Annotated in this window: 12 protein-coding genes; all 12 read right to left on the bottom strand. The window is 59.5% G+C overall.

The window, feature by feature from the left end:
* Positions 1–178: 178 nt before the first annotated feature.
* The 12 genes from WM40_RS22740 to WM40_RS22685 all read right to left on the bottom strand — a co-directional run bounded on the left by WM40_RS22740 (position 179) and on the right by WM40_RS22685 (position 11,475).
* Positions 179–1,192: an acyltransferase family protein gene (locus tag WM40_RS22740; RefSeq protein WP_236693646.1), complete on the bottom strand. Its 1,014-nt coding sequence runs from the start codon at positions 1,190–1,192 to the stop codon at positions 179–181.
* A 102-nt stretch (positions 1,193–1,294) separates the two neighbouring features.
* Positions 1,295–1,498, bottom strand: a complete 204-nt coding sequence (locus WM40_RS22735) for a hypothetical protein (protein ID WP_046154074.1) — start codon at positions 1,496–1,498, stop codon at positions 1,295–1,297.
* Positions 1,498–2,781, bottom strand: coding sequence for a hypothetical protein (locus tag WM40_RS28225; protein ID WP_052738475.1), 1,284 nt, complete (start codon positions 2,779–2,781; stop codon positions 1,498–1,500). The genes WM40_RS22735 and WM40_RS28225 overlap by 1 nt, the downstream gene beginning before the upstream one ends.
* A gap of 1 nt (position 2,782) precedes the next feature.
* A complete protein-coding gene (locus WM40_RS22725) occupies positions 2,783–3,445 on the bottom strand; it encodes a hypothetical protein (protein WP_236693645.1) in 663 nt (220 codons plus the stop codon).
* Position 3,446: 1 nt separating this feature from the next.
* Positions 3,447–3,875: a glycoside hydrolase family protein gene (locus WM40_RS22720; RefSeq protein ID WP_046154073.1), complete on the bottom strand. Its 429-nt coding sequence runs from the start codon at positions 3,873–3,875 to the stop codon at positions 3,447–3,449.
* On the bottom strand, positions 3,872–4,333 hold the full coding sequence (locus tag WM40_RS22715; protein ID WP_157685911.1) for a hypothetical protein: 462 nt from the start codon (positions 4,331–4,333) through the stop codon (positions 3,872–3,874). The genes WM40_RS22720 and WM40_RS22715 overlap by 4 nt, the downstream gene beginning before the upstream one ends.
* A gap of 16 nt (positions 4,334–4,349) precedes the next feature.
* Positions 4,350–5,120, bottom strand: coding sequence for a hypothetical protein (locus WM40_RS28220; RefSeq protein WP_052738474.1), 771 nt, complete (start codon positions 5,118–5,120; stop codon positions 4,350–4,352).
* 77 nt (positions 5,121–5,197) lie between these two features.
* Entirely contained in the window at positions 5,198–7,129 is a 1,932-nt protein-coding gene (locus WM40_RS22705; RefSeq protein ID WP_046154071.1) for a hypothetical protein, read from the bottom strand.
* Positions 7,126–8,961 carry a hypothetical protein gene (locus tag WM40_RS28215; RefSeq protein ID WP_052738473.1) on the bottom strand — a complete coding sequence of 612 codons (1,836 nt, stop codon included), beginning with the start codon at positions 8,959–8,961 and terminating at the stop codon, positions 7,126–7,128. Before WM40_RS28215 ends, WM40_RS22705 begins: the two co-directional genes overlap by 4 nt.
* A gap of 1 nt (position 8,962) precedes the next feature.
* Positions 8,963–9,916, bottom strand: coding sequence for a hypothetical protein (locus WM40_RS30365; RefSeq protein WP_046154070.1), 954 nt, complete (start codon positions 9,914–9,916; stop codon positions 8,963–8,965).
* Positions 9,903–11,063 (bottom strand): tail fiber domain-containing protein, encoded by a 1,161-nt coding sequence (locus WM40_RS22690; protein WP_046154069.1) that lies wholly within the window; start codon positions 11,061–11,063, stop codon positions 9,903–9,905. The genes WM40_RS30365 and WM40_RS22690 overlap by 14 nt, the downstream gene beginning before the upstream one ends.
* A complete protein-coding gene (locus WM40_RS22685) occupies positions 11,056–11,475 on the bottom strand; it encodes a GNAT family N-acetyltransferase (protein WP_046154068.1) in 420 nt (139 codons plus the stop codon). The genes WM40_RS22690 and WM40_RS22685 overlap by 8 nt, the downstream gene beginning before the upstream one ends.
* Between the last annotated feature and the right edge of the window lie 35 nt (positions 11,476–11,510).

Below are 11,510 nucleotides of genomic sequence, written 5' to 3'. Positions count from 1 at the left end.
GATTACGCAAGTATTTCGCAGCCTGAAAGCCTTGATTTGCCGTGCGATTGGCTGGCGTCTGATGCGTCAATTGCACCTGCTTGGCCAATTTTCCCCCCACCTATTTTGTGGTGGCCGCACCCGGGGGGCGTCCGCCTTTACCGTGCAGGCCCAAGCCGCTTGTGCGGAGTGAGCGAGATTAATCCGAACTCCAGTGCGGCGATATCAAAACAGCCCGAGCCAGACGAGACACCGGACGCTCCACTAGACGATAACACCAGATCCCCACAAAAACTGATGCCAGAACAGCAGTAAGGCACACGAGGTCGCCGGGAATGTGGCGCGCACCATCAACGCGCTGCAGGACTTTCAAAACGACCGGCACGGTGAAAACGTGGGTCAGGTAGAGCGAGTAGGAGGAGTCGCCCACGACAAGCGCCGCGCGGGGCCACCGAAGGAGGTGTTCTACCGCCAAGCCTGACGCTACGATCGCAAAGGCTGGCACTCCATAGGCGATGAGTCGATTTCGACCTGTCATGTCTGGCCCGAGCGTCGCAAGTGCGACGGTTGCCGCTATGGCAACCACCGGCAGCCAAGGCGGGACGCAGCGGCCGTTTCGGCATAGCGCCCCCAAGCAACACCCTGCCAGGAATTCGAGCACAATCGGGTTGGTGTAGAAATGAAGCGCAATGCCGTCGAACGGTAGAAGTCCGGCCAGCAGCGTTATCGCTAACGCCAGAGCGATGCCCACAAGGCGATGTCGAGTCGTCAGGATGACAGCGGCGAACAGCAGGTAGAACCACATCTCGTAATTGAGCGTCCAGCCGACATTCAAGACGGGCGCGACGATGCCAGTCCAGTTCAGTGTCGGGAAGAACAGAAATGAGGCAACCGTGGCGCTGGCAGAGAATGAGGCGTTGCCGAATGCGGCGGGCACGAGCAAGAGCAACGCAACGAACGCTGCGGTGAGTATCCAGTACAGGGGCACGACCCTGGTTATTCTGGCGACTGCGAAATCGCGGGCCGATCGCCATCCCGGCACATCATCATGCGACACAAGCATGATCACGAATCCAGAGATCACGAAGAAAATATCGACGCCTATTTCCCCAAACCGAGACACAGCGGGGAAGATTAGCGAATGCCAGCTATAGACGGCGACGTTGCCGCTTGCATGGAAGGCCACTACGACAACTGCCGCGAGGGCGCGCAAACACTGGATCGAGAGGAATTTCCGGGAGTCGAGCATTCGCGATAGCTGCCAGAAAATGCGAAGGCTCGATCATATCCCATGCCTATTCAGGTTGCGAGCGGGTCAAAGAGGTGAAGGTTGGGGTTGGGGCGGGGGCGCGACGAAGGTCTTGCCATCATCCGGCGTCGTCCACCCGGGCGATACGGGCGAGTCATCCGGCAACAAAACGACGGTCATGCCAGGAAACAAGTCGCCCTGGCCATCCCAAAGAATGACGTTCGTGACAACGCCTTCTTCAATTATCGCGTATCTGCTGATAGTGCTCATTATGCGAACTCGTAAATGACGATTAAACCAGGGGAGCCGTTCAGCCCGGTCACCGCCGAAGCACTGGACCCGACAAATAACCCCCCGCCACCCGATCCATAACCTTGCCCTGCCACCGCGGCAGCGCCCCCACCCCCAAACTCACTTTGTCCGCCATTTCCCCCCATATAAAGGCCAGCCGAAGAACTGGCAAAACTTGCCCCTCCAGGGGCACCCCGCACATTCGCGATGTTACCCCCCGTTGCCGAGCCGCCCTGCGCACCGCTTGTATAAACAGTTGCCGATCCACTCGCGACGGCACCCCCAGTCCCACCTGAGGCGGTTAATCCCGCGATTGTCGTGTTGCCGCCGTTTCCACCGGCAACGCCGGACGCGCCCAAACCGGCAGCGCCGATCACTGCTGTGTAGCTCGCAGCGAGAGACGTGATGCGATGCTTAACGTAGCCGCCAGCCGCGCCCGCCCCGCCGGCCGCTGCCGCGCTCGTTCCTGTTGCGGGCGTTCCTGACCCGGCGCCGCCGCCGCCTTTTGCTTCAATAATCCATGACGTCGCGCCGGCTGTTGGTGTAACGGTTCCCGTTGCCGTTATCACCTGCACGTTTATTAAACGGCCGGGCTGATTGGGAATCGGTTGAAAAGAAAAATACGACCCTGGGCCGTTCGACGTAAGAACTGTGCCCGCAACGCCGGGCACAACCGACCCTAGAGCGCTACTCCCGTTTGCTGTTACTACACCATACGCCGTTAGCGCCTGTGCCCCCGTGCCGCCTTGCGAGACGGCCAGCGGTGTCGTCATGCCCGTGATCGATGTGATGTCGCTGTTCGCGCCTCGTGATGCCGCGCCGAGATTACTGCGGGCGGTAGGCGCGTCCGCTGCATTCGTTCCGCCGTTAGTGATGGGGACGATCGGCAAGTCGGACGCAACAAGTGCACGAAATGCGGGTGCAGCAGAGCCGCCGCTTGCCGGACCTGCATAAACTACGTTCGCAGCCTGTTGCATGGTTTGGAGGGCATATGCATTGCTCGCTGTTTGCTGTGCAGCCGCCGCCGCGCTCACGCCTTGATTTGCAGTCTGCTGCGCCGCGTTTGCAGCATTCAACGCATTGTTCGCCACCCCGCTAACTTGATTAACCTGTTGCGTCAGATCATATATTTCTCCGCCCGCAGATAACATCGTCACAGCGACGTATCGGTACACGTCGTACATGATCCCGTAATGCTCGCCGCCTGCCGTGAATACGCGCTCCTCGCCGCTGTATCCAGGGTCTTGAGTATCGTCGGCCATATCAGTGCCCTTTATAGATGTCGTCTTGCGGCGCCACGGTGACGGTGGCGGGCGTGCTGATAGTGGTGGTCGACGTGGTCGGTGCGGTCGTCACGCTGCCGGGCGATGTGGCGAAGTCGGTGATCGTCCGGTTCTGCGTCATCCCGTCTCGTGTCATGCCGAACCAAAAAGCAAGGGTTTGTTTCAGTTCGTTGAACCAGTAGCCGATCAGCGTGCCCACAGTCAGGCTGGCCGTAGTGTCTCGCAGCAGGCCGTCAGCCATGCCGCTGAACACGAACACCACCATGGCGATTGCGCCGGCCAGCAGCCCGAAGGTGATCGACGGCCGCACCCAGTCATTGGGCTGCGCCGCCGCGAGCTTGCGCGCGCTGTCCCGGTCGCCCGCCTCCGCAGCGTACTGCGCCGTGGCCGCTTGGAGCCGGTTCTGTTCTGCCGTGACGCTCAACTGCTGCAATTGGACTTTGCTGTTCTCTTCCAGTTCTTTCAATTTCACAAGCGCATCGGGATTGGCGAGCAGCGCCGACGACACAGCGTCAGGGTCGTTGCTCGTGCCCAGTGCCGCAGAGATCAAGCCGCCGACCGCCGCGCCGGCCGGGCCGCCGAGCAACGTCCCGACGACTGGCGCGGCTTTCCCGACAACACTCGCGATATCTGACCATTTCATTTTAGACACTCCCTGTGCGCATCATGCTGGCCAAGCGTGTCGCCCGGTCGCCCACCTGCGTCGCCCATTTCGATGCGAGCATCCCCGCCGCCGCCGCTGGATAGCTGCCGTTCTGCACTGCTGCCAGCGTGTTTTTAAATGTCAGCAGCCCAGCAATCCCCATGTTGAAACCCATGTTCAAAATGACGCGTTGACGTACAGGATCGAGACTGCGCCACCACGGCAACGACCGGTCTAGCGCCAGTTCAGTGCGCTCGATGTCGTTCTGGAGCATCAAATTGATTTCATCGTCGCTGATGCCAACATCATCAAGATTTCGGCCTACGCCAATTGTCGTCTTGCCTACCGTGTCCTTATACGGCTTGTTTCGCACACCCTCATCGCGTCGCAGTTCCGACACCATCGTCGGCATGTCGAATTGCTCGTTCATTTCGATTTATTCCCGTCTAAGTTGTTCATCCGAAATTCCAGAACCGTTATGCGGTTGTCGTCGCGACGCAGTTCTGCACCAACATCTTGTGAATACTTTTGCAATTGCTCATCACGCGCGCTTTTCGCTGCATTCACGGCATCCATCCAGGGTTGCCACTTAAGCCCTATCGCTGTAATCAATACTGGAATCGCAGGGGCCAAGATCATGATGGTTCGCCATGCTTTTTTATTTCCTGCAACCTCTTGTTCCAGTGCAATGATTCGGTCTTGTGCCAAGTCACTTTTCTTGAAAAGGCGCGAGTTCTGATCCTTGATCTGAGAAAGCTGTTCGGATATCGACGCAAGCGTAAGTTGCATCTGCATCATCTGCAGAATTTGCCCCTTCATCTCTTTCTGATCGTCCATGTACGCGTTCATGCGCTCGATCAGAACGTCAACTTTCGCTTCGTCGGCCAATTTATTCACCTTATCCTCACGACATACGCTGAACCCACACCACTCCGATGTACGGCGGCGTGATGTTAAACGGCGTGCCGCTGCCGGTGCTTTGAACGGTAACCCCGGTCGTTGCCGGATTGAGGCTAATCCCGGTGGCCGAAGGTTGGGTCGTGTTTGATGCGGTGACGCGCGAGCCACTTCCGCCGCCTGCAGTGTCATTGCCGCCGTTTGTCGTGGCTACGCCGGCATTTGCACCGTTCGAATCACGATACAAATGGGAATGAGAGGGGTCATTTACGCCGTGATTGTGAGGCGGGTCATTTACTACGTGACCATGCGGGGCAAGGTTTGCTACCGACAGAGTGACGGTCGACGCACCACCAGTCGACCTATCCTTGTCCGTCGTAACACCCATTGGGAAGGTGTTTCCCGTCATATTGGGCGTGCCGTTCGTGCCGTCGCAGATCTGGAAATTCTGAGGAATTGGACCGACCGACATATCCCACTGACATCGCATTCCAATAGGGAAAATGGCATTTAGCGCTGCCTTAACGGCATTAAGTTGCGCCATGGTCGCGTAATCACTGTCGGCTACGCCGGCCGATGCATTCGTGTGCCTGAAGCCGCCCATCTTAAGATTTGCAGTTGGCGTACTTTGCCCGTCTTTGGTGATACAGTTCGACAAGCCGTTGGCCATGTCCTGATCTTGTCCCTGCATGCGATCTGCCTGGATGTTCAGACCCTGTGCCGCGTCTTGCTGCCAGTTGTAAAGGGGGTTGAACACCCCTTGGCCGTTGAATGACATCAGAACCTCTCAAAATGCGTGAATCAGTTATTTATTTGGGCTTGATCAAGTTGGGCATCTTCGTGTTCGCGTGTTTCCTATGGGGAATTTATGAGGGCTGCCGCGGACCCGTTTACAAGCGCTGGACGACCGTATTGCAAGAGCCCTTGCACAAGCGGGTTTGGCGTCGCATTACCGGCCGCCGTGGCGGCGTGAGCGTCCAAGTGCGGCAAGAGCGCATCAGGATTCAAAAGTAGATTTGCGAGTTGCGATTGCAGCCGCTGCCCCACCGCTTGGCCCACCTTATTGCCCCCTGCAAATACTCCAGCCGCCGCGATCGGATGCCCTGTCAGGGCTGTTGCGAGCGCCGCCGCCGTCTTTCCTGTTGAAGTCGCTCCACCGAACGATGGTCCATACAGGTTTCTCGCCAACCAACCATTTGCCGCTAAGTTGTAAGCCGTGTCGGCGCCGGGAGACTTGATCGAGTTTGAAACCGACTCGCGCTGAAGATCGCTGGCCACGTTCCCAAGTTGGGTCTGAGCAACAGGATCTATGCCGTATTTCTGCGCCTTTATTGACTTCGCCAGCGCACTGTTAAATCCCGTCAGAGTGACAATCGGATTTTTATTTGCATCCAAAGGGCGATTGGCAAACGCATCTTCTATCTGCTGCCCCGCCTGCATAGTGCTGACCGGAACGCTCGCTTGCGCATACGCGGCGCGTGCTTGCTGAACGCCTGGGATGTAGTTTTGCGCGAAGCCGTCAATCTGGCTTTTCAGCGCTGTAAGCGATGCAGCCTTGGAGTTTGCACCCCCACTTTTCGCTTGGTTAATCATGTCGCCAAGAGCGCGCGACGTGTAATCCAGTGCAGCGCCGTTGATTGCTCGCGACTGACCACTCGGCCATACCGGTGCTACACCACGACCGGCAGCCGCATCAAGTTGCGCGTTGGCGTTTCCGGCTGCCATGGCCTGTTGCACTTCAGGTATTTGCGCGAAGCGATCGAATGCAGGCCCGACATTTACTTGCGCGCGATGGGCGGCGTCGTACAGAGGCTGAGTTGCGGCGGCGCGTTGCGCTTGTGCCGTCGCAAGGTCTCCGGGGGTTCCAGCAATGCCGCTGATAACCCCCAGGCGGGCCGCGTTGTTGTTATTCTGCAGTTGCGTCAAATCCCCTTTGAAGTCGGGGCTGGTGTTGGCGAGTGCTTTTTCTGTTTGCACGAGAAGTGGCGTACCGCCTACTTGCGCCGTCGTGGGTGTGGAACCTGGAACGAATGTCGGTGCATTGCGAATACTGTTTGCAACAGCAGCAGCGTCTTGCGGCGCCATTGCGCGGGCCAAACCCTGACCGACGTATTTGCCCGGGCTGATGACGGGCTGCAAAGCGCCTGCTATGTTCTGGCCTGCCGTTCGTGCGGCAGAGCCTAAAACCGGGGCTGCCGCTCCGATTCCCCCACCGATCAAAGCGTCTGCCAGCTTTTGCTGGCCATAACCTTGGCTTACATCGTTCACCGGCATCAGCGAAGCACCGGCGGCCCCTTGCAGAGCCCCCACGCCAGTGCGCGCCAGTAAGCCCGCTCCACCCATTTCCGGGTTCATGAGCATGGTTGGCGCGGTGCCGACGACGTTCCCGGCCAGCCGCCCCCAGTCTGTACCCGCGCCGGTTGCCGCGCGCGCCGCTTCGTACGCCTGGTTCTGATTCTGAATTGTTTGGTCGACCTGCTGAGCGCCCGAGTGGAAGTCTTTCGCAAACTGCGAGTTCGGCGCAATCTTGTCAGCAGCGTAAGAAACCCCGTGCACGATGCCCTGCACTCCCCCTTTCACGGCATCGCCTAGGCCCATGAGAAAACTTCCGGGCTGCTGCGGGGTGGCACCCTGAGGCGCCACTGGGGCGCCGGAAAGACCGGCCGACGCGGTTTGAGGGGCGTCCTGCTGAGTGGAGCTTCCCGCGTCGCGTGCAATAATCGCATCAAGGGCGGACTGCTGCCCACCACCGGCGTCGCGTGCAATGATGTCGTCAAGGGCGCTCATTTCAGCACCCCGTTTTGCGCTGCCCACTCAAGGTTCGCGCGCTGCGTCGGATCACTTGCAGCCTTGCGCAGCGCGGCCGCGCGGTCTGGCCCAGCCGGCATCGCAATCACGCCAGCGAGTGCTGGCGTGACGTGATTATCGAACGCGTTTTCGAAGGCGTTGTACTGCTGTGGATTGCCGCTATTGAAAATTGGCGTCAGCGAATCGGCCTTCAGTTGCCGCAACTGCACCTGATTTCGCAGATTCACCAGTCCCGACTGGATGGCAGCTTTTGGCGCGCCATAGTCGGGGATCGAGTTATTTACTAGCTCGCGCGATGCATCGGTGCTCAAGCCAAGCTGGCCGGAGAGTTGCGTGACCAAGTTCGCGCGCGACTTCTCGTATTCCTTCGCATTGGCGCTGAAAATCGGCAATACGGTGTTGGCCAGCGGGCCGGCTGCCAGCGGGCTTTTCCCGGCGCCGAGGTCGATCATGTGATTGATGTCTTGCAACGCGGATGCGCCGCCGGCGCGCGTCTTCTGTAAGGCAGCGTAACTCTCATTCGCCGCCTCGGCCACGCCCTTTCCAGCAGTGTTCGCGCCAGACGTTGCGCCAAGCGGCGGCGTGGCGGCGAAGGTAGACGTTGAAGGGAATCCCTGGTTCGACTGCGGCGCTGGGCGCGCGGCGCCGTTCGGCATGGCGGGAATAGCCGGATAGCCCTGCGCGCCCGCGCCCCCTGCGGGCTGCAATCCGCCTGGGCCGCCAATCGCCGGATATCCTTGCGCTCCGCTGGCTGGCAGACCGGAATCCATTCCGGGGGGTAGAGGAGGCACGCCGCCAGATGGCACTTGGCCCCCGCGGGGAAGCGGCGGCTGAATTGGAGAGCCGGGATTATAGGTTGGCGCCGCTCCGCTGCGAGTACCATTCGCCACATCTGCCACCGGGACATACTCCATCTGCTGCGTCTGCGGGTTGTAGCGCTGAGTGAGTGCGTATTGCGCGCTACCGGCTGATTTCGCCGCTGTTGATGCGGTTTCAGCTTCCAAGCCGCCCGGCACGGCAACGGTCCGGAAGCCGGCTGCGTTGGTCGGATCGGCTACGTTGATGTAACCCTGCGGCGGCGATGACGGCGTGGCGTGATATGCGCCGTCTGCCGTGACGTAGCCGCCGCCGGGGCGCGTCGACACCGGAGCAATGTAGGTGCTTTTGTTCAGTGCTGCAGCGTTCGCGGCACGCGTATCCAGCCCGGCCGCGGTCGCCATCTTCGTAGCATCGGTCGGGGACAGGCCCGCGGCTAGGGCTTGCTGATACGCTTGCGGGGCGAGCATATAAAGCTGGCGCGAGCGCGCGGCGGTCTGACCGGGCAGCGTAAGAGGTCCGGGCGTGGTTGTTTGCGCCGGTGCCGCGCCGTTCTGCATCAAGGCTTGCCCTAGGGCTTGTTGTGATGGCTGCGGCGCCGCGCCTCCCATACCCGCAGACACGCCACTCATCGCACCCATATTGGCATCGCCAGAGACAGCCGGGCCTGATGACACTGCAGGGGCGCCGCTGCCATCAGAACCGAAAGCGCCGGACAACGCCTGCGCCATCAACGCGTTCTGCCCGGCTGCCCCTTCACGAGACAGTTTCGCGCCCACATACGCTTGTGCGAGCTTCGCCAGCCCTTCTACAGGGCTGACACGGTACACCGTATTGCCAGCCATCCGGTTTGACGTATCCAGCGGCGTCAGACCCTGCCCCAACAGCGCTTGGCCGATCATCTGCTTTTGCTGCAAGTCGGCGTAGCTTTGCTGCTGGTCCGGCGTGAGCGAGGCGAGATATGGATTGATCCCCGGGGATGCTGTGTTAGGCATGTTATTTCCCGTATTGCAAATAAGGGTTGTACGTCACCGCGCGCGCCGCATTCGATTGCCGCGCCGCTGCGATACGCTGCGCTTGCGCTTGGTCGAGTGCGGCCGAGGCCAGCGCGTTCGTCGGTGTCCCTTGCCGCGCGGCGGGCAATTGCGCCATGTTGTTTTGCTGTGCGTTCGCGGTTTGCTGGTACGAGTTGCTTGCTTGGTTCAGGGCCTTGGAGAGCAACTGCTGATAAAGCCCCGTGTCGACCCCGCCCATCGTCGCTCCGCCGAGAGACGAACTGCCGGCCACCGATCCAGACAGGCCGCCGCCGAGCGCGCCGCTGCTGGTCGATGTCATGCCGCCACCAGGGAGAAGGCCACTGAATAAGCCGGTAGGCGATGACCCGAGTGAACCGCTAAGATCGCCGCCGAGGGCGCCCGAAAGACCGCTGCCAGAGGCTGTTGTTGTGCCGGTAAGACCGGCATCGCCGTAGGCGGCTGGCCCACTGAAGATGCCCGTAAGGCCACTGGCGCCCGCGGTGCCGCTTCCCGCCGCTGCTCCAGCCGCCGACGCGTCCGCCGCACCCGCTCCGGCACCGGCGGCAGCGCCGGCACCAGCCCCACTACCGCTTCCGGCTAACGCGCCGCCCAGGGCGCCACCGGTAAAGTAGCTGCCAATTGCAAGGCCAACCGCATCTCCGGGCTTTGCCTCGGCCGTGTCGCCAATCTTGTCGACGATTGGGATCTGGCGCACTGGATTAACTTTCTTGTCAATACTGCCGGCGAACTGCGTGATGGGCGAAAAGACCTGATTCACAGCGCGCGGCAGGTCGGTAGAGGTCCAGTCAGACCACTTGCCGCCGGTAATCCACGACAAAGGGTCTGTCCATTGCTGGATTGGCTTGCCGAGCTTCCCGATAGGCGAATCCTGATTGCTCGAACTGAGCGTATCTCCAAGACTAAAAAGGCCCATGGTTCCACCCGATCGCGCGATAGTTCACCATCAAGAAACCATCCACTCCTCGCACCACCGCGTGCGGCGCAACCTTGCGCGCTTCCTGCGCCATGACGCCGCGCCGCACCTTGCCGACCGCGTCCGTCTTGTAGCGATAGCGGTAAATCTTCAGGCCGTTTTCGAGACGCTCGCCTGTATCTTCAATGTTGGTTTTAAGGCGTCGGTCCGATGAGCCAAACAGGCTCAGGGCGCTGCCGCCTAAACCGAATAGACCAGACATCAGCGAATTTGAAGATGCATTCGATGAGTTCGCAGAGTTCAGCAGCCCCTGGTAACTGCTGTACACGTCGTTCGAAAGGCCAGATTCCGAAGCATTGGCGGACGACGTTCCCGAGTATTGCGGTAGCAGTGACGAGATAGACGACAGTTGGTTGTAAGGAACCGAGCTTGCGGCCGCCTCGTTCGTGTAAGTCGTCCCCATGCTGTTGAGGTTCGTTGCCTGATTCTGCAAAAGTCCGGCTTGCGTATTGGTAAGACCTTCCTGCCCGGAAAGTTGGTTGAGCCCTAATTGCTGCCCCTGCGTGATAGCAGTGTTCATCGCGTTGTTGTTTGCCAACGTTTGCGATCTTGAAAGATTCTGTGTTGCGTTGTTGTAGGCAGCGGTGCCCGGCACCAAACCCTGATTCGCCAACTGCGATTGCAACGCCGCGGTGTCTTGCGTCTGCTGCGGCTTCAGATACGCCTGGGCCTGCTTGTAATAGGCGTCAGTGCCCTGCTGCGCCGCGTCTTGCGCGGAGCTATATGCGTTCGACAGATTGCTGTTGAGGCCAGAGAGTTGCGTATTCAGGTTTGAATATTGACTGCCAAGACTGCCCAAGCCGCTCAACGCATTATTTAGGCTCGTGTTTGACGTGTTCGCGCTGCCCATCAGATTGTTTATCAGGGCGTTGGTCTGATCATTCCCAGAGGTAGACGTGCTGTAGATCGGCGCCCCCGTCGTTGGGTCCGTTCCAATCTGCGTCGTCGTTTGCGAACCAAACGGATTGCTTTGGTTTGTCGCATTCAGCGCTTTGTTATAAGCAGCAGTTTGCTCGTTTGAAGTGGTGGTTGCCGAAGCGACCGCATAAGGATCCGGCGACGATGGCGTGTCATTTTTCTTACCCATTTTTTCCTCCAAGCCAGCGACACGTGTCTGGGCGCATCGTGTAAATCAAAAGATCGCCGTATCGCGCCGCATCCTTGACAGTTGCCTCTAAGTGGAAGCCTAGCTTTTCATCGAACCGACGCGCGGCGACGTTCGTCGAGTCGACAAGGCCAATCAGCTTTTTCACTTTGAGTTGCACGAACGGATAACGGAATACTGCAGTCAGGAATTGGCGATTCAGCCAATGCGCCCCCTCTTTTGCGACGTGCATGCAGATGCTCGAATGGTTGTAGTCGTCGTAATAGACGCCGCACATGAGAACGCCGTCGCGCGTCATGCCTATGGAAGTAGACGAGTCGCGCTCGAAGCGATGCTCGAGGCGATCGCACACCCAAGGTCCCACACGGTCATGATCGAAAACGAGTTGCAGCATTCCGATGTCCTGAAATGTGCAAAGAGATATGCATT

The organism is Robbsia andropogonis, assembly GCF_000970345.1.
GTDB classification, from domain to species: domain Bacteria; phylum Pseudomonadota; class Gammaproteobacteria; order Burkholderiales; family Burkholderiaceae; genus Robbsia; species Robbsia andropogonis.
This window is presented reverse-complemented; position numbering and strand designations above follow the sequence as displayed.

Bases quoted from the DNA above. Each gene is read 5' to 3' on its own strand.
- WM40_RS22725 (WP_236693645.1), bottom strand. From the start codon at position 3,445: ATGAAATGGTCAGATATCGCGAGTGTTGTCGGGAAAGCCGCGCCAGTC.
- WM40_RS28220 (WP_052738474.1), bottom strand. From the start codon at position 5,120: ATGTCATTCAACGGCCAAGGGGTGTTCAACCCCCTTTACAACTGGCAG.
- WM40_RS28215 (WP_052738473.1), bottom strand. From the start codon at position 8,961: ATGCCTAACACAGCATCCCCGGGGATCAATCCATATCTCGCCTCGCTC.
- WM40_RS22685 (WP_046154068.1), bottom strand. From the start codon at position 11,475: ATGCTGCAACTCGTTTTCGATCATGACCGTGTGGGACCTTGGGTGTGC.
- WM40_RS22735 (WP_046154074.1), bottom strand. From the start codon at position 1,498: ATGAGCACTATCAGCAGATACGCGATAATTGAAGAAGGCGTTGTCACG.
- WM40_RS28225 (WP_052738475.1), bottom strand. From the start codon at position 2,781: ATGGCCGACGATACTCAAGACCCTGGATACAGCGGCGAGGAGCGCGTA.
- WM40_RS22720 (WP_046154073.1), bottom strand. From the start codon at position 3,875: ATGAACGAGCAATTCGACATGCCGACGATGGTGTCGGAACTGCGACGC.
- WM40_RS30365 (WP_046154070.1), bottom strand. From the start codon at position 9,916: ATGGGCCTTTTTAGTCTTGGAGATACGCTCAGTTCGAGCAATCAGGAT.
- WM40_RS22705 (WP_046154071.1), bottom strand. From the start codon at position 7,129: ATGAGCGCCCTTGACGACATCATTGCACGCGACGCCGGTGGTGGGCAG.
- WM40_RS22690 (WP_046154069.1), bottom strand. From the start codon at position 11,063: ATGGGTAAGAAAAATGACACGCCATCGTCGCCGGATCCTTATGCGGTC.